Genomic DNA, 21,119 nt, shown 5'->3' on the forward strand with positions numbered 1-21,119 from the left:
GCCCGCTCCCGCGCGGAGCAGGGCGCTGGACAGCGGAAGCACTCCTGCCAGTTGTCCGCTATGCGGGCGCGGGTTTCGTATCAACGAACAGAATCTGGCCAACCTCTGATCAGAGATCGATGCGCCGGTGACATGTCCATGTCGAAAGTGGCAGGCTCACTGCACGTCACCCGGGATGCGTACAGCAGCACGATTCCCGTCCGTACTTTCGCGTGGCGCACCGCAGTTCAGTTCTGCCCGGGCGGTTGATCAGTCATGCCGTCCGGTCCCCACGGCAGAAGGAGTCACCGACGTGAGATTCACCTCCAAGCAGCGGATATCCGCCCTCGCCGCCACGGCGGCCCTGGTCGCGGCAGGAGTCACCGCCGGAACCGCGGGCGCCGCCCCGGCCGGCGAGACCACCGCGAACGGCGCGCTGCCCGCACAGCTGACCGCCGGCCAGCACACCAAGCTGGTCAAGGCGGCGAACACCGAGGCGGCGAAGTCCGCCGACGCCCGCGCCCTGGGCCTCGGCGCCAAGGAGAAGCTCCACGTCAAGGATGTCGTCAAGAACAAGGACGGCTCCACACACGTCCGTTACGAGCGCACCTACGACGGGCTGCCCGTACTCGGCGGCGATCTCGTGGTGCACAAGTCCGCCTCCGGCAAGCGCACCGGCACCTCCAAGGCCACCCGCGCGAAGATCGCGGTGAAGACGTCGGCCCCCGCCGCGCACAAGCCCGTCACGGCCGAGGCCAAGGGCAGCAAGGCGCCCCGGAAGATCGTCTGGGCGGGCGAGGGCAAGCCCGTGCTCGCCTGGGAGACCGTCGTCGGCGGCGTGCAGAAGTCCGGTGCGCCCAACCAGCTCCACGTGATCACGGACGCGAAGACCGGCAAGAAGCTCTTCGAGTTCCAGGGCATCAAGGAGGGCACCGGCAACAGCCAGTACAGCGGCAAGGTCGAGATCGGCACCTCGGGCTCGTCCGGCTCGTTCACGATGAAGGACGACGCGCGCGGCGGCAACCGCACCTCCGACCTCAACGGCGGCCAGAGCGGTGAGGGCACGGTCTTCACCGACGACGACGACGTCTGGGGCGACGGCACCGCCGACGACCGGGCCACCGCGGGCGTGGACGCGCACTACGGCGCCGGGCAGACCTGGGACTACTACAAGCAGGTGCACGGCCGCGAGGGCATCGCGGGCGACGGCAAGGGCGCCCTCAGCCGGGTCCACTACGGCGACAACTATGTCAACGCCTTCTGGGACGACTCCTGCTTCTGCATGACCTACGGCGACGGCCAGGGCAACAAGAACCCGCTCACCTCGCTGGACGTCGCGGCGCACGAGATGTCGCACGGGGTCACCTCGACCACGGCCGACCTGGTCTACGCGGGCGAGTCGGGCGGCCTGAACGAGGCCACCTCCGACATCTTCGCCGCCGCGGTCGAGTTCCACGCCGACAGCCCGGACGACGTGCCGGATTACCTCGTCGGCGAGAAGATCGACATCAACGGCGACGGCACCCCGCTGCGCTACATGGACGAGCCCAGCAAGGACGGCAGCTCGCTGGACTACTGGAGCCCCGAGGCCGGGGACGTGGACGTCCACTACTCCTCCGGCATCGCCAACCACTTCTTCTTCCTGCTGTCCGTGGGCAGCGGGGAGCGGGAGGTGAACGGCGTGAAGTACAACTCTCCCACCAAGAACGGCGAGAAGCTGGACGGGATCGGCATCGAGAAGGCCGAGCAGATCTGGTTCAAGGCGCTCGCCGAGCAGATGACGTCGACGACGGACTACGCGGACGCGCGCAAGGCGACCGTCCAGTCCGCCACCGACCTCTACGGCGCGGACAGCGCCGAGGTCAAGGCGGTCGAGGCCGCCTGGACCGGGGTGAACGTGACCGGTAGCTGACCTGCGGCGCCGCCCGCCGGCTTCGTCCCGTCCCCCGACAGGGATACGGCGGACCGGTGCACGCGCCGGCATCACATCGGCTCCCAGGACCTGTCGAGGTCCTGGGAGCCGTTGCCGTTCCGGACAGCGCGCCGGTGCGGGTCCTCACCGGCGCACCGCTCGGGCCCGCCGTGGCTGCCGGCGGTGTCCGGGTGGCGAGGGCGGTCGCCGGCGCACCACACCCACGCTGCGGCGGAGTCGTTGAACAGCTCGCGCTTCGCATCCGGACCGTATGCCGCTCAGTTGAGCGGTTCCGGGCCCTGCCGGTACGCGCCGCGTGCGCCGAACAGCCCGATCACCGGGGCAGGGAGGACGGCGTGCGGCTCCCGCGGAGGAGGTGAGCCCTCCGCCCCGGCCCGCCCCGCACCCTGCGACCGTCCTCACCGACCGGAGCGTCACCCACGTATGAGCGTCAATGAGCCCGTCCCCGACACTTTCGAGGACACCCCCGCCCGGGACCGCGATCCCGACTGGTTCAAGCGCGCCGTCTTCTACGAAGTCCTCGTCCGCTCCTTCCACGACAGCGACGGCGACGGCGTCGGGGACCTGAGAGGGCTCACCGCGAAGCTGGACTACCTCCAGTGGCTCGGCGTGGACTGTCTGTGGCTGCCGCCGTTCTTCGAGTCCCCGCTCAAGGACGGCGGCTACGACGTCTCCGACTACACCTGCGTGCTCCCCGAGTTCGGCGACCTCGCGGACTTCGTGGAGTTCGTGGACGCCGCGCACCAGCGCGGCATGCGCGTGATCATCGACTTCGTCATGAACCACACCAGCGACCAGCACCCGTGGTTCCAGGAGTCCCGGCGCGATCCGGAGGGGCCGTGGGGCGACTACTACATCTGGGCCGACGACGACAAGCAGTTCCAGGACGCACGCGTCATCTTCGTCGACACCGAGGTGTCCAACTGGACCTTCGACCCGGTGCGCAAGCAGTACTTCTGGCACCGCTTCTTCTCCCACCAGCCCGACCTCAACTACGACAACCCGCGGGTCCAGGACGAGATGATCTCCGCCCTGCGGTTCTGGCTGGACCTGGGCATCGACGGCTTCCGGCTGGACGCGGTCCCCTACCTGTACGCGGAGGAGGGCACCACCTGCGAGAACCTCCCGCAGTCGCACGCCTTCCTCAAACGGGTCCGCCGGATCGTCGACGCCCGCTACCCCGACACCGTGCTGCTGGCCGAGGCCAACCAGTGGCCGGAGGACGTCGTCGACTACTTCGGCGACTACGCGACGGGCGGCGACGAGTGCCACATGGCCTTTCACTTCCCGGTCATGCCGCGCATCTTCATGGCCGTGCGCCGCGAGTCGCGCTACCCCGTCTCCGAGATCCTCGCCAAGACGCCCGCGATCCCCTCCCGCTGCCAGTGGGGGGTCTTCCTGCGCAACCACGACGAGCTGACCCTGGAGATGGTCACCGACGAGGAGCGCGACTACATGTACGCGGAGTACGCCAAGGACCCACGGATGCGGGCCAACATCGGTATCCGTCGCCGACTGGCACCGCTGCTGGACAACGACCGCAAGCAGATCGAACTGTTCACCGCGCTGCTGCTGTCGCTGCCCGGCTCCCCCATCCTCTACTACGGCGACGAGATCGGCATGGGCGACAACATCTGGCTCGGCGACCGGGACGCCGTCCGCACCCCCATGCAGTGGACGCCCGACCGCAACGCCGGGTTCTCCTCCTGCGATCCGGGGCGGCTGTTCCTGCCGACCGTCATGGACCCGGTGCACGGCTACCAGGCCACCAACGTCGAGGCCGCCATGAGCTCGCCGAGTTCGCTGCTGCACTGGACCCGGCGGGTGATCGAGGTGCGCAAGCAGAACCCCGCCTTCGGGCTGGGCTCCTACGAGGAGCTCTCCTCCTCCAACCCGTGCGTCCTGGCCTTCCTGCGGGAGCTCGGGCTCCCCGACGGCGGTGACGACCTGGTGATGTGCGTGCACAACTTCTCGCGGTTCCCACAGCCGACCGAGTTGGACCTGCGGGAGTGGAAGGGGCGGGTCCCCGTGGAACTGATCGGCGGCGTCCGCTTCCCCGCCATCGCGGGCCTGCCCTATCTGCTGACACTCGCGGGGCACGGCTTCTACTGGTTCCGGCTGCGCAGGACCTGATCCGGTGCCCCGGGCCGCGACCGCCCGCCCGGCCCGGGGCACGTCCGGATCAGCTCTTGGTGGCCGCCGCGGCGGCGCGCTCCTGCGGCGGGACCTGCCCGGCCGCGGGCTCCTGCCGGCCCGGGACGGGCTCGTGGGCGGCCTCCAGGGTCCGCTCGTCGAAGGGCAGCGCACCGCGCAGCACCTCGCCGACGCGCTCCCGGTCGATCTCCTTGGTCCAGGTGCCGACCAGCACCGTGGCCACGGCGTTCCCGGCGAAGTTGGTCAATGCGCGGGCCTCGCTCATGAACCGGTCGATGCCGACGATCAGCCCGACACCGTCCACCAGTTCGGGGCGGTGCGACTGGAGGCCGCCGGCCAGGGTGGCCAGCCCGGCGCCGGTCACTCCGGCGGCGCCCTTGGACGCGACGAACATGAAGATCAGCAGCGAGATCTGCTCGCCGATGCCGAGTGGGTTGCCCATGGCCTCGGCGACGAAGATCGAGGCCATGGTCAGGTAGATCATGGTGCCGTCGAGGTTGAAGGAGTAGCCGGTGGGCACGGTGATGCCCACGACGGGCCGGCTGACGCCCAGGTGCTCCATCTTCGCGATCAGCCGGGGCAGCGCCGACTCGGACGAGGAGGTGGACAGGATCAGCAGGAACTCCCGGCCCAGGTACTTCAGCAGCTTGAAGATGTTCACGCCGGTGAACAGCCGCAGCATCGTCCCGAGCACGACGAAGACGAACACGAAGCAGGTCAGATAGAAGCCGATCATGATGACGGCGAGGGACTTCAGCGCGTCCACGCCCGTCTCACCGACCACCGCCGCCATCGCGCCGAAGGCGCCGACCGGGGCCACCCACATGATCATCGCCAGCACCCGGAAGACGACCTTCTGCAGGTGCCCGATGCCGCGCAGCACCGGCTCCCCCGCCGAGCCCATGGCCTGCAGCGCGAAGCCGACCAGCAGCGCGATGAGCAGGGTCTGCAGCACCTCGCCCCCGGTGAAGGCGGAGACCATGGTGGTGGGGATCATGCCGAGCAGGAAGTCGGTCAGGCCCTCGCCGCCCTCGGCCTGCGAGGCGCCCGCGTCCCGCGCGGCGTCGGTGAGCTGCAGCCCGTGGCCCGGCTCCAGGACGTTGCCGACGACCAGCCCGATCGCCAGCGCCACCAGCGACATCACCAGGAAGTAGCCGAGCGCCAGGCCGCCGACCGCACCGACCTTGGCCGCCTTGCGGACCGAGCCGATGCCCAGCACGATCGTGCAGAAGATGATCGGAGAGATCATCATCTTGATGAGACTGACGAACCCCGTGCCGAGCGGTTTCAGCTCGGTGGCCACACCCGGCGCCGTCAGTCCCAGCACCACGCCCAGCAGCACGGCGCCGATCACCGCGATGTAGAGGTAATGGGTGCGGTCCCGCTTGGGCCCCGGCTGCTGCGGGGTGTCCGGCGCAGCACCCGCTGCGGCCTGCTGCGGTGTCTTCTTCGACACGTCGGCGGCTCCTCGTCCATGGGTCACGTCACGATGTCTCCGCCGGAACGCCCTGGTGGACGCTCGATTGCGAATTCCGATCGTGTTGAGTCCCGGCGACTATGCAACACGGTGCGATGTGCGTCACCCTTACGTGCATTACGTGCACGAAACAAGCCACGGCAGACTGAGAAGATGCGCGTCCCCCGACCCCGCTTCCCCCTGCGGTCCCGCCCGCGCAGCCTGGCAGGACAGCTCTTCGCCATGCAGGTGGTCCTGGTCGCCGTGGTGGTCGCCGGCTGCGCGGTGTTCGCGTACGTCTCCGGAAAGTCACAGGCCAGGGAAGCGGCGACGCACCGCGCCCGGGCCACGACGCAGGCCGTGGCCGATTCCCCCTCCGTACGGGCGGCCATCGGCTCCGCCGATCCCAGCGCGCGGTTGCAGCCCTACGCCGAGCAGGTGCGCCGGGACACCGGCGTCAGCTTTGTGACGATCATGAATCCGCGGGGCAAGCGGTGGACACACCCCGACCCCAACCGGATCGGCGAGCAGTTCGTCGGCCACATCGGGCCGGCCCTACGGGGCCACACCTTCGACGAGACCTACACCGGCACGCTGGGCCCGTCGGTGCGCGTGGTCACGCCCGTCCGGGAAGCCGGGCACGGCGGGCGGGAGGGCCGGATCATCGGCCTGGTCAGCGCCGGGATCACCATCGACACCATCAGCGAGCAGGTCGGCGAGCAGCTCACCGCGGTGCTCGCGGTGGCCGGCGGCGCCCTCGCGCTGGGCGCCCTCGGTACGTATCTGACCAACGCCCGGCTGCGCCGCCACACCCACGGGATGAACGCGGTCGAACTCAGCCGGCTGCACGACTACCACCAGGCGACGCTGCACGCGGTGCGCGAGGGGCTGCTGCTGCTCGACGGGGAGGGGCGGGTCGCGCTCGTCAACGACGGCGCCCGCCTGCTGCTGGGCCGGGACGGACCGCGGGACCTGGTCGGCCGGACCGTCGGCGACCTCGGGCTGCCCCCCGAGCTGACCGAAGCGCTGCTGGCCGAGGAGCCGCGCCGGGACGAGGTCCATCTGACCGGCGAGCGGATCGTGGTCGTCAACACCGCGCCGGTGGACGGCGGGGAACGCCGCGGCACGGTGGTGACCCTGCGCGACCACACCGAACTGCGGGCGCTGGCCGGTGAGCTGGACTCGGTGCGCGGCTTCGCCGAGGCGCTGCGCTCCCAGGCCCACGAGGCCGCGAACCGACTGCACACCGTCGTCTCCCTGATCGAACTGGGCCGGGTGACGGAGGCCGTGCGCTTCGCGACCGAGGAACTGGAGCTGGCGCAGGCGCTGACCGACCGGGTGGTGAGCGCGGTGCGGGAACCGGTGCTGGCCGCGCTGCTGCTGGGCAAGGCCGCGCAGGCCAAGGAGCGCGGCGTCGAGTTGCTCCTCGCGGCGGACTCCGGTGTCGAGGACGTGCCCGGGATCCCGGGCCGGGACCTGGTGACGGTGCTGGGCAATCTGATCGACAACGCGGTCGAGGCCGTCACGGCCGCGCCCACCGGCCGGCTGCCGGGCCCGGGTCCGGCCGGCGACGAACCCGCCCCGGACAGTCCCCGGGTGACGGTCACGGTCCGGTGCACCCGCTCCGGCGTCCTGCTGCTGCGCGTGGCCGACACCGGTCCCGGCCTGCCGCCCGGGGCCGGGGACCGGCTCTTCGAGCGGAACTGGTCCACCAAACCCGGCCGCGGCGGCGGCATCGGCCTGGCCCTGGTGCGGCAGACGGCGCACCGGCACGGGGGCGAGGTGCACGCCCGCGATCTGCCCGGCGCGGGTGCCGAGTTCGAGGTGCGGCTGCCGCTGCCCCGGAAGGCAGGGACCCAGGAGGTACCGCGATGACACTCCGTGTCCTGGTCGTCGAGGACGATCCCGTGGCGGCCGACGCGCACGCCCTCTACGTCAGCCGGGTGCCGGGCTTCGAGGTGGCCGGGAAGGCGCACTCCCGGGCCGAGGCGCTCCGTGCCCTGGAGGACGCGGCGGGCCGGGGCGGGGGCGTCGATCTGATCCTGCTCGATCTGTATCTGCCCGACGGCAGCGGCCTGGACCTGCTGCGCGCCCTGCGTGCGGCGGGCCATTCGGAGGACGTGTTCGCGGTGACGTCGGCCCGCGATCTGACGATGATCCGCGAGGGGGTCGCGCTCGGGGTCGTCCAGCATGTGCTGAAGCCGTTCACGTTCCGCACGCTCAGCGACCGGCTGCTGCGCTACGCGGACTTCCGCGCCACGGCCGAGGCCGGTGGCGAGGCGGTCAGTCAGGACGAGGTGGACCGGACGCTGTCGGTGCTGCGGGCGGCTCCCACCGCCTCGGCGCTGCCGAAGGGGCTGAGTTCCCCGACGCTGGCGCGGGTGACGGACCGGCTGCGGGAGGCGGCTCGGGAGGGGCTGACGGCGAGTGAGGCGGCGGCGGCGCTCGGCGTGAACCGGATCACCGCACGCCGCTATCTCGAACACCTCGTCACCACCGGCTCCGCGGAGCGGCGGCAGCGCTACGGGCAGGTGGGGCGCCCCGAGCACCACTACCTGTGGCGCGGGGGCCCGGCCTCGGGCGGGCCGTAGGGACCCGTCCGCCACCGGATCCCGGCCGACGGGGCTGCCGCTCCGCCGGACGGGGGGCCGATGGGCCCGGGCCGCCCGGCGGCCGGCCGAGGCGGGCCGCCGGGCGGTGGTGCGGGCTGTCCGTCAACCGTCCGAACGAACGGTCCGGGGCTGCACGGGGGACAGCCCCGGGTGGATCAGCTCTGCGAGGAGCGGCGCTTGCGCGCGAAGGCGACGAGGCCCCCGCCTGCGACGACCACGGCGGCCGCGATGCCGGCGATCATCGGGGTGTTGCTGGAGGAACCCGTCTCGGCCAGGTCGTCACCGCCGCCCTGCGGCTTCTCCGCCGGGGCGCTGGAGCTGGACTCGGGCGCGCTCGGCTCCGGCTTCTCGCTGGGGCTCTGCGAGGGGCTGGGCGAGGAGGGCGGGGTGGACTCCGACTCGCTGGGCGTCGGGCTGGGCGTCGGCTTCTCGCAGACCGGGGACTTCTTGGTCTCCGGGCCCCACGAGTACTTGTCGCCGTCCGAGGCCACGACCTGGGCGGTGACCTTCAGGGGCTTGCTGTGCTCGGGCAGGTCGACCTTCTTGTGGAAGCTGCGCCCGAAGGTCTCGCTGATCAGCGTCTCGCCACCGGCCTTGACGGTGACCTTGTTGTCCTTCGGCGCGTACATCTTCAGGTCGATCGAGACCGAGTCGCAGGTCACCGACCATGAAGGGGTGTGTGCCTGGGCGGGGGCAGCCGCTATCGCGGTGCCGACGAACGCCGCGGCACCGGTCGCCGCGATGGCGACCGACCGCTGCCATCTGAGGCGCAGTGCTGTCATCGTTTTCCTTCCGGTAGGACCATCATGCGAGATGCACGCACGACGGGTGACAGCACGGTACTCGCATCCTCAACTCCGGGCACACGGACCCCGCGATATCCAACTCTTCCCGGGCACGCGCCGGTTCGCCGCACCTCCACCACATCTCCATCATTGCAGGTCGTGGCGGTGACCAACGGATATGCGCCGACTACGTTGCGATTAGGTCAAGTTGAGTGAGGAGCCGCGGCCGGCCGGGGCGAACACAGGCATGAAAATCCCCAGCGGTGCGGTGACGCAAGGCCGCAGGTACCCCACCGGGGGCGTCAATGAGCCGAGCGGTGCCATCGCGCGGGCGTCGCTCCGGCGTCCGAGAGCCGAGGTCGACTGCGGGCATCACAGCCTTTTCCCGCTCGTCGGATATTTTCCTCCCCTGGTGTCTACACTCCTGTCCGTGACGATGCCCTCTCTCGACAGCGTGCCCGTCGGAGCGCTGTCCCCGCTTCCCGCGCGCTCCGATGCCCTGCCCCTGCTGCCCGGCGGCAACGATCGGCAACTGGCCGCCCTGCGGCGGCTCATCGACCAGCTCGGTACCGGACGTGAGGGGACGGATCACCTCGCCTGGCCGGAGGAGGGCGACAGCATCACCGTCCGCGACGCCGTGCGGCGGCTGGGAAGTGTGGGGGTCGTCGCGCGCGAGGGGTCACGGGTGAAGCCGACGCCGGCCGCCCTGGACTGGCGGCGGACGGGACGGCACGACGTCCTGGTGGGCACCTTTCACCGCCATGTGGCGTTCGTCGGCGAACTGCTGGCGGCCCTCGAGGACCAGCCACTCGGCCTGGAGGAGCTGCTGAGGCTGGGCAGGGAGAGATACGGCTTCGACTGGCAGACCGTCACGCCTGTGCGGCAGCGGACGATCTGGCTCCGGGTGACCGGCATGATCACCTACTTCGGCGGCAGGGCCCGGCTCACCGACAGCGGCCGCACCCTGCTCGGCAGCCTGGAACTCGGCGAACCGGCCTGCGGTGCGAGGAGTCCGCAGGAGACCGCGCTGCCGAGCGTGCCCCCCGCCGGTGCTGCGGTACGCCGCCTGTGGGCGGAACGGAGCACCGCGGGCTGGGAGACGAGGGGGACCGGCCGCAACCTCTACATCCCCGGCCCCAAAGACGACAACGGACGCCTCCGCGCGCTGCGGATCCTGGTCTCCGGCTCCCGGCCCGAAGTGGCGCGCGAGGAATTCGGAGAACTCTGCGATCAGGTGGCGGGCAGGCCCGTCGCCGCCTCCTCCGCCGGCGCCGCGCTGGACGCGGTCGCCGCCCTCGGGCTGCTCGAGCGCGTCGGCGAGAACGCCTGGGCCCCCGGTGCCGCCGCGGAAGCCTGGCTGGCCGACGACGATCCGCTCGACCTGGCCCGGATCATCCACGCCGCGATCCGGTACTTCGGCGAAATACTGTCCGTGCTCGGTACCGAGACGGTCGCCACAGCCCGCCTCGTGCGGCACAGCGCGGAATACGTGACAGACGGCCTCACGCCGACGGCCGTCCACGCCCGCCTGCACCTGCTCGACTCCTGCGGACTCGCGAAGAAGATCACCAGCAAGACCTACCGGGCCACGCCCCTGGGCCGGGCCTTCCTCCGCACCCTGCCGCCGGACTCGGTCGCCGTCACACCGCCCCGGCCGGCCACCGGCCCCGGGCCCGTCCGCAGCAGGGCGACAGCCGAGGACGTGGCGGCCGAACTGGAGACCGCGGCCCGGCAGAGCGAGGACCCCGTCCGGCTCGAGAAGGCCGCCGTCGCCGCGCTCGAGGAGCTGGGCCTGGACGGGTCGCACCTCGGCGGTAGGGGCCGGACCGACGGCGCCGTACGGCTCGGAGCCGGTCTCCGGAGGCGGACGTTCGCGGTGGAGGCCAAAGCCACCGCCACGGGGGTGGTGGAGCGCAGAGCCGTCGACCTGGAAGGGCTCGCCGAGCACCGCGACCAGCTCGGAGCCGAGGCGACGCTGCTCATCGGTCCCGCCTTCCACGAGCGGGTGGTGACGGCCGCGCGCAAGGACGGCAAGGTCGCCGTCCTGCACACCGGTCTGCTGGCCGACGTGCTCCGCAGCCGCCGCACGATGCCCCCCACGCCCGGGCTCCTGGAGATCCTGCTCGACCCCGCCCGCGATCCGGCACTCCGGGAGACGGAGATCGAGGCCGCACGGCAGGAGGAGGAGCGGCGCTTCGCCGTCGAGCGAGCCGTCGTCGAGGCCCTGCTGGAGGAGGCGGAGTACTCGGAGGGCTGGCTGACCCTGCGCGATCTGGTGCGGGACCTGCGGAAGGGTGGACCGGACACCGACGAGCGGGAGATCCGGGAGGCGCTGGGCTTCCTCGCCTTCCCCCGGGTCGGTGCCGTCGAGGAGCGGGACGGGCAGTTCCGGGTGACCGTCAGCCGACGCACCCTCGTGCATCTCGTCCAGACGATGGGACGCTCCTGGCTCACGGTCTCCCCGGACGAGGCCGGGTGACGCGAGGTCGGGGACGTCCCTCGCGGCACCGCGACCGGGCGGCGCGGGCTCCGCTGCCGCGGAACCGGGGCTCAGAAGACCGCTTCGGTCTCGTCCATCCGGTCCTGCGGGACCCGCTTGAGCTCGGAGACCGCGTCGGCGAGCGGGGCCATCACGATCCGGGTGCCGCGCAGGGCTGTCATCCGGCCGAACTCGCCACGGTGCGCGGCCTCGACGGCGTGCCAGCCGAAGCGGGTGGCGAGCACCCGGTCGTAGGCCGTGGGGGTGCCGCCGCGCTGGATGTGGCCGAGGATGACGGGCCGCGCCTCCTTGCCGAGCCGGTGCTCCAACTCGACCGCGAGCCGGTTGCCGATACCGGTGAAGCGCTCGTGACCGTACTGGTCGATCACGCCCTTCTCGTACGGCATGGAGCCCTCGGCCGGGTGCGCGCCCTCGGCGACGCAGACGATGGCGAACTTCTTGTCCCGTGCGAACCGCTCCTCGACCATCTTGGCCAGGTCGTCGACCTCGAAGTTGCGCTCAGGGATGCAGATGGCGTGCGCGCCCGCCGCCATGCCCGCCTCCAGCGCGATCCAGCCCGCGTGCCGGCCCATGACCTCCACGACCATCACCCGCTGGTGGGACTCGGCGGTGGTCTTGAGGCGGTCCATGGCCTCGGTGGCGACACCGACGGCGGTGTCGAAGCCGAAGGTGCGGTCCGTGGCGGAGATGTCGTTGTCGATGGTCTTGGGGACGCCGACGACCGGCAGCCCGATCTCGGCGAGCATCCGCGCGGCGGTCAGGGTGCCCTCGCCGCCGATCGGGATCAGCGCGTCCAGGCCGAGGCGGTCGATCAGCTCCTCGGAGTTGTTGCACGCCTCCCGCAGCCGGTCCCGCTCCAGCCGGGCCGAGCCGAGGATGGTGCCGCCGCGGGCGAGGATGCCGCTGACGGAGTTTATGTCCAGGGGCCGGTAGCGGCCCTCCAGCAGGCCCTTGAATCCGTCCTCGAATCCGATGACCTCGTCGCCGCGGTCGTGTACGGCGCGATGCACGACGGATCGGATCACGGCGTTGAGACCGGGGCAGTCTCCGCCCGCGGTGAGCACTCCGATACGCATGGGGTTCGCTTCTCCTGCTCCGTAGATGCCCGCCCGGGAGGCGGGCCGCTTGGGGCACGGTCGGACCTCACTGTCCGGGGGTGCCGCTGGTCCCTGAGCCGGTGCGATTGTTTCACGTCTTGAAGGCGGGGGAAGGGGCCCCGTTCAGCATCCGGACCGCTGCGGACGCCCTCCGGCGGAAGCGCACCGGCCGGCCACCTGGCGCGCGTGCGGACCAGAGACGCAGGTACTGTCAAGGGTATAGCCCTACCCTTACGGGTGCTTTCCAGGCGGAACTGCTCAAGAGGTCCCCGAGGCGCTCCCGACCGCGACCGGAGGAGACAGCGCGTGGCGCGCAGCGTGTACGTGACCGGCATCGGCCGCAGCGACGGACGCCAGGTGGTCGAGCTGGGAGTCATGGAGCTCCTGACCCGCCAGGTGGACCGCGTCGGGGTGTTCCGGCCCCTGGTGCACGACGAGCCCGACGAGCTTTACGACCTGCTGCGCAGCCGCTATCGGCTCACCCAGCCCGCCTCCTCGGTCTTCGGCATGCGGTACGAGGAGGCGGCGGCGCTCCAGGCCGAGCAGGGCACGGACGAGCTGATCTCCCACCTGGTGGACCGCTATCACCAGGTCGCCGACGTCTATGAGGCCGTCCTCGTGCTCGGCACCGACTTCGCCGACACCGGGCTGCCCGCCGAGCTCGCGCTCAACGCGCGGCTCGCGAACGAGTTCGGGGCGGCCGTGCTGCCGGTCGTCGCCGCCCGCGACCAGTCGCCCGAGGCGGTGGTCGCCGAGGTCCGCAACGCGCACGACGCCTATGCCTCGCTGGGCGCCGACCTGATCGCCATGGTCGCCAACCGGGTGGCCGACCCCGAGGGCACGGCAGCCGTGCGTGGACTGGCCGAGCGGCTGCCCGAACCGGTGTTCGTGCTGCCGGAGGAGCCCGCGCTGGCCGCGCCCACAGTGGCCCAGGTCAAGGAGGCGACGGCGGCGCAGGTTTTGCTCGGGGACCACGCCGGGCTCTCCCGCGACGTCCGCAATCTGGTCTTCGGCGGCGCCCACCTGCCCGTCTTCCTGCCCGCACTCACCGAAGGCTGTCTGGTGGTCACTCCCGGCGACCGCTCGGACCTGCTCATCGGGGCGCTGGCCGCGCACTCCGCCGGCTCCCCCGCCATCGCCGGTGTCCTGCTCACCCTGGACGAACGGCCCGACGACCAGACCCTGGCGCTGGCCGCGCGGCTGGCGCCCGGCACGCCGGTGCTGGTGGTCCCGGAGGGGTCGATGCCGACGGCCGACGCGCTGCTGTCCCTGGAGGGCAAGCTGACCGCCGCCACCCCGCGGAAGGCCGAGATCGCACTGGGGCTGTTCGAGACCCACGTGGACGCCGCCCAGCTCTCGGCACAGCTCTCGGTGGAGCGCAGCGAGCGGGTCACGCCGATGATGTTCGAACACGAGCTGGTGGAGCGCTCGCGCGCGGCACGGCGGCACATCGTGCTGCCGGAGGGCGCCGAGGAGCGGGTGCTGCGCGCGGCCGAGGTGCTGCTGCGGCGCAACATCTGCGATCTGACGCTGCTGGGCGACCCGGCGGTGATCCGCAAGCGCGCCGCCGAGCTGAGCATCGGCCTCGATCTGCCGGCCGGCGACGAGATCCCCGCGGACGCCGCCGCGGGCCCGGGCGGCGCCACCGCGCGCATCGTCGATCCGCAGACCTCTCCGCTGCGGGAGCGCTTCGCCGAGGTGTACGCGGCTCTCCGTGCGCACAAGGGTGTCACCTACGAGCTGGCCCACGACGTGGTCTCCGACGTGTCGTACTTCGGCACGCTCATGGTCGACGAGGGGCTGGCCGACGGCATGGTCTCCGGTGCCGTGCACTCGACGGCGGCGACGGTCCGCCCGGCCTTCGAGATCATCCGCACCCGGCCGGACGCCTCGATCGTCTCCTCGGTGTTCTTCATGTGCCTGGCCGACCGGGTGCTGGTCTACGGGGACTGTGCCGTGGTGCCGGACCCGGACGCCGAGCAGCTCGCCGACATCGCGATCCAGTCGGCGGCCACCGCGGCCCGGTTCGGGGTGGAGCCGCGGATCGCGATGCTCTCGTACTCGACGGGCACCTCGGGCTCGGGCGCCGACGTGGACAAGGTACGGCGGGCCACCGAGCTGGTCCGCGAGCGCCGTCCGGACCTCCTCACGGAGGGACCGATCCAGTACGACGCGGCCGTGGAGCCCTCCGTCGCCGCCACCAAGCTGCCCGGCTCCGCGGTGGCGGGGCAGGCCACCGTGCTGGTCTTCCCCGATCTGAACACCGGCAACAACACCTACAAGGCCGTGCAGCGCTCGGCCGGGGCCATCGCCGTGGGTCCCGTCCTCCAGGGGCTGCGCAAGCCGGTCAACGACCTGAGCCGCGGCGCGCTGGTGCAGGACATCGTCAACACGGTCGCGATCACCGCGGTCCAGGCACAGGCCGCGTTCCCGCACGGCTCCGGCGGCTGAGCGCCGCCCCCGCCCCCCGTACCCGCACAGAGAGCGCCCTGCCGTGAGCCCCACCCGGATCCTCGTCCTCAACTCCGGCTCGTCGTCGGTGAAGTACCAGCTGATCGACATGGTGGACCGCAGCCGACTGGCCGCGGGCCTCGCCGAGCGGATCGGCGAGGAGACCTCGGCCGTCACCCACCAGCCGCTCGCCGCCGGGGGCGAGCGGCGCACCCGCACGGGCAGGCTGGCCGACCACGGCGCGGCGCTGGGGGCCGTCGCCGAGGAGCTGGCCGCCGACGGGCTCGGCCTGGACTCCCCCGAACTCGCCGCGATCGGCCACCGGGTGGTGCACGGCGGGCTGCGGCTGACCGAGCCGACGGTGGTGGACGACGCCGTACTCGAGGAGATCGAGCGGCTGGTCCCGGTGGCGCCGCTGCACAATCCGGCGAATGTCACCGGCATCCGCACGGCGCAGCGGCTGCGCCCCGACCTGCCGCAGGTCGCCGTCTTCGACACCGCGTTCCACTCCACCATGCCGGAGCACGCGGCCCGCTACGCCATCGACACGGAGACCGCCGACGCGCACCGGGTGCGCCGCTACGGCTTCCACGGCACCTCGCACGCCTATGTGTCGCGCAAGGCCGCCGAGCTGCTGGGCAAGGACCCCGGCGAGGTGAATCTGATCGTGCTGCACCTGGGCAACGGCGCGTCGGCCTCCGCCGTGCGCGGCGGGCGGTGCGAGGACACATCCATGGGGCTGACCCCCTTGGAGGGGCTGGTGATGGGAACCCGGTCGGGTGACATCGACCCGGCGGTGGTCTTCCACCTCAAGCGGGTGGCCGGAATGGACACGGACGCCGTGGACGAGCTGCTGAACAAGCGCAGCGGCCTGCTGGGGCTGTGCGGCGACAACGACATGCGCGAGATCCGCCGCCGGATCGAGGCGGGGGACCGGGCCGCGGCGCTGGCCTTCGACATCTACGTCCACCGGCTGAAGAAGTACATCGGTGCCTACTACGCCGTACTGGGCAGGGTCGACGCCGTGGTCTTCACCGCGGGCGTCGGCGAGAACGCCGCACCGGTGCGCGAGGCCGCCGTGGCGGGCCTGGCGGAGCTGGGGCCGGCCGTGGACAGCGAGCTGAACGCGGCGGAGGGAAAGGAGGCGCGGCTGATCTCGCCCGCGGACGCGAGAGTGGCCGTTGCCGTGGTACCGACCGACGAGGAACTGGAGATCGCAGAGCAGACCTATGCGCTGGTCGTGCCGAGCCGGACGGCTCCGGCGCCCGGGGGTGCCGCCCCCGAATCGTTCAGTACCTAAACAAAACGATAGGATCGCCACCATGCGCCGTTCCAAAATCGTCTGCACCCTGGGCCCTGCCGTCGACTCCTACGAACAGCTGAAGACGCTGATCGAGGCGGGTATGAACGTGGCCCGGTTCAACATGAGCCACGGCTCGCACGCCGAGCACGAGGAGCGGTACCACCGCACCCGCAAGGCCGCCGAGGAGACCGGTCGCGCGGTGGGTGTCCTCGCCGACCTGCAGGGCCCCAAGATCCGCCTGGAGACTTTCGCCGAGGGACCCGTCGAGCTGGTCCGCGGCGAGGAGTTCACCATCACGACCGAGGACGTGGCGGGCGACAGGAGTATCTGCGGCACCACCTACAAGGGGCTGCCCGGTGACGTCTCCAAGGGCGACCCGGTGCTGATCAACGACGGGAACGTCGCGCTGCAGGTCGTCGAGGTCGAGGGCCCCCGGGTCCGTACGATCGTCATCGAGGGCGGTGTCATCTCCGACCACAAGGGGATCAACCTGCCCGGCGCCGCGGTGAACGTGCCCGCGCTCAGCGAGAAGGACATCGAGGACCTGAAGTTCGCTCTCCGGATGGGCGCCGACATGATCGCCCTCTCGTTCGTGCGCAACGCCTCCGATGTGCGCGACGTGCACCGCGTGATGGACGAGGTCGGACGCCGGGTCCCGGTGATCGCCAAGGTCGAGAAGCCGCAGGCGGTCGCCAACATGGAGGAGGTCGTCATGGCCTTCGACGGCGTGATGGTGGCGCGCGGCGACCTGGCCGTGGAGTACCCGCTGGAGCAGGTCCCGATGGTGCAGAAGCGGCTGGTGGAGCTGTGCCGCCGCAACGCCAAGCCGGTGATCGTGGCGACCCAGATGATGGAGTCCATGATCACCAACTCTCGGCCCACCCGCGCGGAGGCCAGTGACGTCGCCAACGCGGTGCTGGACGGTGCCGACGCGGTGATGCTCTCCGCCGAGTCCTCGGTGGGCCAGTATCCGATCGAGACCGTCAAGACGATGTCGAAGATCGTGCAGGCCGCCGAGGAGGAACTGCTCGGCCGCGGCCTGCAGCCGTTGGTGCCCGGCAAGAAGCCGCGCACCCAGGGCGGTTCGGTCGCCCGCGCGGCGTGCGAGATGGCCGACTTCCTGGACGGCAAGGCCCTGGTGGCCTTCACCAAGTCCGGCGACACCGCCCGGCGGCTGTCCCGCTACCGGGTCGGCCAGCCCATCCTCGCCTTCACCACGGAGGCGGCCACCGCCAACCAGCTGACGCTGAGCTGGGGTGTGGAGACGTTCGTGGTCAAGCACGTCGACCACACCGACGAGATGGTCGAGCTCGTCGACGCCGAACTGTTGCGGCTGCAGCGGTTCGAGACCGGCGACACCATGCTGATCACCGCGGGCTCCCCGCCCGGCGTCCCCGGCACCACCAACATGGTCCGCGTCCACCACCTGGGCACCGCCTGACCCGCTGACAGCTCCCCGCCCCCGTGCGCCGGGGGCCGGGCGCCGCACCGACGCACGAAAGGTCCCGCACCCCGGGCAGGGGGCGGGACCTTTGGTGCGGAGGTGGCCTGCCTGCGGCCTACTTGCGGACGTACTGGTGCAGCCCGGGAATCGTCAGGGTGCCGCCGAACTGGCCCGCCTGCCGCACCGACACGTCGGTGAAGTAGGCGAAGGGCACATTGATCGGCGGGGGCGTCTCGGGACTGAAGGTGATCGGGATCAGCCCGAACAGGTTGCCCTTCAGCTCCTCGGTGTACATGGTCACCTTGCCGCCGCGGATGGTCGACCTGGAGCCCTCGGCCGCCTGCACGTGGTAGGTCACCCCGTCGGCCTGCACCGTCTGGTGCAGATCGCCGATGTCGAGCGCGTCGGCGGTGAACTTCAGGGCCTGCTTGGTCTTCCCGTTGGGCATGGTGATGTTGACGACCCCCTCGTAGTCCAGGCCCATCAGCGTCAGCGAGGACGCCTCCAGGTGCCAGGGGTCGTTGGGGACCTGGGCCGGGGTCTGCTCGCCGGTGCCCTGAACGTCCATCTTCTCGGGGCACGGGAAGGGCTTGCCGGCGTCCTTCTCGGGGTCGTAGTCGCGGGCGGTGCCGTCCTTCTCGTCGGCACCGACTCCGGAGTCCCCGCCCGGCTCGTCCTTGCCGTCCTTCTCGTCCCCGGCGTCCTTGTCGCCCTCTTCGGCCTTGCCCGCCTTGTCGGAACCGCTCGCCGCGTCGTTCCCGTCACCCTTGCCGGTCCGCTCGGCGCTGCCGCCGCTGTCCGATCCGGGCTCGGGCTTCGCGTCGCCGCCGGACGAGGGGTTCGCGTCCCCGGCGTCCCCCGAGGAGTCCCCGGAGCCCTTCGAGGGGCTGGGCGTGGGGCTCTCGGAAGGCTCGTCGGCGGGCTCGTCGGTGTCCTCGCCCTTGTCCGGGTGAAGGAGGTCGTCGAGCGTCTTGCCCACCCCCAGCGGGTCGTACCAGGGGTTCTCCTCCTCGTCCTGCGCACTGTCCTCGGACTTCGCGGAGGGCGAGGGTGAGGGCGCGCCGGCAGGCTCCTCGGAAGCGGTCTTCCCGGAGGAGCCGGACGGCTTGTCGCCGGCGGATCCGGTACCGGAGGCGCCGTCCTCGGACGTCCCGTCGGCCTTCTCGCCGGCCTTCTCGCCGTCGGCCTCGCCGGCAGCCTCCTTGGCCGCCTTCTCCCGCTCGGCCTGCTCGCGGGCCAGCTCCTTCTTGAGCTTCTCGGCCCGCTCCTTGCGCTCGGCCTTCTCCTCCTCGGTCTCCTGCTGCTCGGATATGGAGACGCAGGAGTCGCCCTTGAAGGGATTCTTGGGGAGCGGCTTGGCGTTGGCGAGCTGCGGGGTGATCCCGACTCCCAGGAGGACGGCCGAAGGCATCGCGGCCAGAGCCACCGCCTTGCCGGCCGGCAAGTGGAACCGGGTCAGCAGCGGCTTCCTGGGGGCGGCGTGCCGGGGCCCGGCTCTTCCCCGGGCACCCGACGCGGCGCCCGGGCGCGCGCCCTCCCCTTCGTGGACCTCGTCACCCGGCACGGTGCCTCCCGTTCCCGTCATGCGCGTCGACCCCGTCCGCGGGGGACGCTCCAGAGACTGCTGTGTTGTCGCTCGCCGGCCCCGTTCCGGCGTTCGTACCGGCATCCTCCGCGGGGTGCCCGGCCTCCTCGGCCTGCTCGGTGCGGTCGGCCCGTTCGGCCACGGGCTCGGCCGCGACCGTCTTGCCCGGAACCCAGGAGACGCCCAGCGCTCCACCGATCAGTCCGAGCAGGAAGCCGATCAGGAAGGCGCCGAAGTTGGAGACGACGAGGGAGACCAGCGCGAGGAGGATCGCGGCCACGCCTGCGAACACCCGCGACTGGGGCTGGAACCACATGGTGAGTCCGAGGACGACCAGCAGTACGCCGATGATCAGCGAGCCCGCGCCCGCGGTCGTCGACATCCGGATGGTCAGGGACCCCAGGGTGAGGTTCTGGTAGGGGACGTACATGATCGGGATGCCCGCCAGCAGCGTCAGCACCCCGCCCCAGAACGGGCGCTGGCCGCGCCAGTGCCGGAAGGACTGCCTCTTGTGGCCGAATCCGGTCGTCAGACTCTGTCGCGTGTCGGCGCTCATGGTACGGGGCTCCTCGGAACTGGCACAGAACTTGCTGGTGTGGAGCGGACCCTACGGGTGCGGAGGTGCGGTCGGAGCGGGTGCCCTCGCCCTCCGCACCCGCGGGAGGCTCACATCAGTAGCACTCGGACTTGCCCTTCTTGACGCTCATGTGCAGACCACTGAGCTTGAAGGTGCCGGCGGTGGTCGCCCACGCGCGCTGCTTGACGTCGGTGAACCGGACGCTCTCCGCCTGCTGGGCGAAGGAGCCCTTGGCGTAGGCGTCGCCCTTGTGCGGACCGGGACCCTTGGTGGTCTTGTCCGTGCTGACGCCGATGTCGATGTTCTTGAACGTGGCGTTCGCGTACAGGTCGTCGGCGTCGATGTAGAGCTTCTTCGCCTCGACCTTGGGGCCGCCCGCGCCGCCGGCGCTCAGCTTCATCGAGACGTCGCCGAAGACCGGGACCGGGACGACGACCGACTGGCAGAGATTGCGTATCTTCGCCGAGTTCATGCCGACGACGGCGACGGGCTTCTTGCCCTTCTCCGTGCTGTCGAGCGCGCCGTACTGGACGAACCCGCTGCCGTCCAGCTGATCCGCCGTGACCTTGAACTGCTGGCCGGAGACGCTGAACGACGCCGCCAGCGCACCCTGCGAGAGGGCGACGCCGATCGCTGCCGTAGCGGCCACGCTCGGCACCATGACTACGGCGAACCGCTTCCATCTGGTCCCGCCACGAGCCAGGGACTCCATGACTTTCCTCCTTCTCGGACGTACATCTCCGGCTCGGAGAGCCGTGCCGCCTGTGCTCAGCGGGCCGCTCCTGCCGTGGGGGTACCTCCCGGCCACGTGGCTGGGGAGGGAGACGAGCTACGTCCTCGGAACGGAGAGCGCCAACGTCGTCCATGCCGTCCTCACGCACGTCACGTCCGAGTTGTTGACGATCACCCCCGAGCGACAACCACGGGCCACGCTCTCGCGCAACCTTGCTTTGCAAGGACAGGCCCTGCCGTGGAGCAGGGACCCCCCTGTCCTGAGGACCGGCGGGTGGAACGGGTGTTGGGTGATGCAAGTGGTGCGGATGGTGCGATGCCGGTCCACTCGGTGGGGAACCATCGACCGCGGCGCCGGATGGATGCCGGGCTGCGGGGCGATGGACCGAGCGTGGCCGATCGTGGTGCATCTGAGCCCGCCGCACAAGGGGGTTCGTTACTTACGAGTAACGGCTGGATAACCCGGAAGTCGTCGCGGGGTACCGATCGGCGACGGAGAGTTGCGATCACG

At 71.1% G+C, this 21,119-nt stretch carries 14 protein-coding genes; 8 read left to right on the forward strand and 6 right to left on the reverse strand.

Going from position 1 to position 21,119, the window contains the following annotated elements:
* Nucleotides 1-292 precede the first annotated feature (292 nt).
* Both P2424_RS23725 and treS read left to right on the forward strand, forming a co-directional pair.
* Entirely contained in the window at nucleotides 293-1,891 is a 1,599-nt protein-coding gene (locus P2424_RS23725) for a M4 family metallopeptidase (protein WP_276477752.1), read from the forward strand.
* A 444-nt stretch (nucleotides 1,892-2,335) separates the two neighbouring features.
* Nucleotides 2,336-4,045 carry a maltose alpha-D-glucosyltransferase gene (treS, locus tag P2424_RS23730; RefSeq protein ID WP_276477753.1) on the forward strand — a complete coding sequence of 570 codons (1,710 nt, stop codon included), beginning with the start codon at nucleotides 2,336-2,338 and terminating at the stop codon, nucleotides 4,043-4,045.
* Between the two features lie 49 nt (nucleotides 4,046-4,094).
* On the opposite strand, the gene P2424_RS23735 is transcribed toward treS, so the two are convergent.
* Nucleotides 4,095-5,426 (reverse strand): cation:dicarboxylase symporter family transporter, encoded by a 1,332-nt coding sequence (locus P2424_RS23735; protein WP_276479100.1) that lies wholly within the window; start codon nucleotides 5,424-5,426, stop codon nucleotides 4,095-4,097.
* 270 nt (nucleotides 5,427-5,696) lie between these two features.
* Here P2424_RS23735 and P2424_RS23740 point away from each other — a divergent pair, with 270 nt between their 5' ends.
* Complete coding sequence (locus P2424_RS23740) at nucleotides 5,697-7,397, forward strand: sensor histidine kinase (protein WP_276477754.1); 1,701 nt, start codon at nucleotides 5,697-5,699, stop codon at nucleotides 7,395-7,397.
* The gene (locus P2424_RS23745; protein WP_019354675.1) at nucleotides 7,394-8,113 is read left to right on the forward strand and encodes a response regulator; all 720 of its coding nucleotides are present in this window, start codon (nucleotides 7,394-7,396) and stop codon (nucleotides 8,111-8,113) included. The genes P2424_RS23740 and P2424_RS23745 overlap by 4 nt, the downstream gene beginning before the upstream one ends.
* A 176-nt stretch (nucleotides 8,114-8,289) precedes the next feature.
* Here the strand turns inward: P2424_RS23745 and P2424_RS23750 are convergent, their stop codons facing one another.
* On the reverse strand, nucleotides 8,290-8,916 hold the full coding sequence (locus tag P2424_RS23750) for an Hsp20/alpha crystallin family protein (protein ID WP_276477755.1): 627 nt from the start codon (nucleotides 8,914-8,916) through the stop codon (nucleotides 8,290-8,292).
* Between the two features lie 433 nt (nucleotides 8,917-9,349).
* Here P2424_RS23750 and P2424_RS23755 point away from each other — a divergent pair, with 433 nt between their 5' ends.
* A complete protein-coding gene (locus P2424_RS23755) occupies nucleotides 9,350-11,398 on the forward strand; it encodes a hypothetical protein (RefSeq protein ID WP_276477756.1) in 2,049 nt (682 codons plus the stop codon).
* 71 nt (nucleotides 11,399-11,469) lie between these two features.
* Here P2424_RS23755 and P2424_RS23760 read toward each other — a convergent pair whose 3' ends face one another.
* The gene (locus P2424_RS23760) at nucleotides 11,470-12,495 is read right to left on the reverse strand and encodes an ATP-dependent 6-phosphofructokinase (protein WP_075001907.1); all 1,026 of its coding nucleotides are present in this window, start codon (nucleotides 12,493-12,495) and stop codon (nucleotides 11,470-11,472) included.
* A gap of 327 nt (nucleotides 12,496-12,822) precedes the next feature.
* Here P2424_RS23760 and pta point away from each other — a divergent pair, with 327 nt between their 5' ends.
* Genes pta through pyk form a run of 3 tightly spaced genes read left to right on the forward strand, consistent with a single transcriptional unit; the run spans nucleotide 12,823 to nucleotide 17,711 of the window.
* On the forward strand, nucleotides 12,823-14,967 hold the full coding sequence (gene pta / locus P2424_RS23765) for a phosphate acetyltransferase (RefSeq protein ID WP_276477757.1): 2,145 nt from the start codon (nucleotides 12,823-12,825) through the stop codon (nucleotides 14,965-14,967).
* A gap of 43 nt (nucleotides 14,968-15,010) precedes the next feature.
* The gene (locus tag P2424_RS23770; protein ID WP_276477758.1) at nucleotides 15,011-16,267 is read left to right on the forward strand and encodes an acetate kinase; all 1,257 of its coding nucleotides are present in this window, start codon (nucleotides 15,011-15,013) and stop codon (nucleotides 16,265-16,267) included.
* Nucleotides 16,268-16,289: 22 nt separating this feature from the next.
* Nucleotides 16,290-17,711 carry a pyruvate kinase gene (pyk, locus tag P2424_RS23775; protein ID WP_276477759.1) on the forward strand — a complete coding sequence of 474 codons (1,422 nt, stop codon included), beginning with the start codon at nucleotides 16,290-16,292 and terminating at the stop codon, nucleotides 17,709-17,711.
* 118 nt (nucleotides 17,712-17,829) lie between these two features.
* Here the strand turns inward: pyk and P2424_RS23780 are convergent, their stop codons facing one another.
* The 3 genes from P2424_RS23780 to P2424_RS23790 all read right to left on the reverse strand — a co-directional run bounded on the left by P2424_RS23780 (nucleotide 17,830) and on the right by P2424_RS23790 (nucleotide 20,588).
* The gene (locus P2424_RS23780) at nucleotides 17,830-19,299 is read right to left on the reverse strand and encodes a hypothetical protein (protein WP_346660114.1); all 1,470 of its coding nucleotides are present in this window, start codon (nucleotides 19,297-19,299) and stop codon (nucleotides 17,830-17,832) included.
* Nucleotides 19,268-19,855, reverse strand: coding sequence for a DUF6114 domain-containing protein (locus tag P2424_RS23785; protein ID WP_276477760.1), 588 nt, complete (start codon nucleotides 19,853-19,855; stop codon nucleotides 19,268-19,270). Before P2424_RS23785 ends, P2424_RS23780 begins: the two co-directional genes overlap by 32 nt.
* A 115-nt stretch (nucleotides 19,856-19,970) precedes the next feature.
* A complete protein-coding gene (locus P2424_RS23790; RefSeq protein WP_026004312.1) occupies nucleotides 19,971-20,588 on the reverse strand; it encodes a DUF6230 family protein in 618 nt (205 codons plus the stop codon).
* Nucleotides 20,589-21,119 lie beyond the last annotated feature (531 nt).

The organism is Streptomyces sp. WMMB303 (assembly GCF_029351045.1).
GTDB lineage: Bacteria > Actinomycetota > Actinomycetes > Streptomycetales > Streptomycetaceae > Streptomyces.

Coding starts and splice junctions, on each gene's coding strand:
- P2424_RS23740 (WP_276477754.1), top strand. CDS start 5,697: ATGCGCGTCCCCCGACCCCGCTTCCCCCTGCGGTCCCGCCCGCGCAGC.
- P2424_RS23790 (WP_026004312.1), bottom strand. CDS start 20,588: ATGGAGTCCCTGGCTCGTGGCGGGACCAGATGGAAGCGGTTCGCCGTA.
- treS (WP_276477753.1), top strand. CDS start 2,336: ATGAGCGTCAATGAGCCCGTCCCCGACACTTTCGAGGACACCCCCGCC.
- P2424_RS23760 (WP_075001907.1), bottom strand. CDS start 12,495: ATGCGTATCGGAGTGCTCACCGCGGGCGGAGACTGCCCCGGTCTCAAC.
- pyk (WP_276477759.1), top strand. CDS start 16,290: ATGCGCCGTTCCAAAATCGTCTGCACCCTGGGCCCTGCCGTCGACTCC.
- P2424_RS23750 (WP_276477755.1), bottom strand. CDS start 8,916: ATGACAGCACTGCGCCTCAGATGGCAGCGGTCGGTCGCCATCGCGGCG.
- P2424_RS23780 (WP_346660114.1), bottom strand. CDS start 19,299: ATGACGGGAACGGGAGGCACCGTGCCGGGTGACGAGGTCCACGAAGGG.
- P2424_RS23745 (WP_019354675.1), top strand. CDS start 7,394: ATGACACTCCGTGTCCTGGTCGTCGAGGACGATCCCGTGGCGGCCGAC.
- P2424_RS23785 (WP_276477760.1), bottom strand. CDS start 19,855: ATGAGCGCCGACACGCGACAGAGTCTGACGACCGGATTCGGCCACAAG.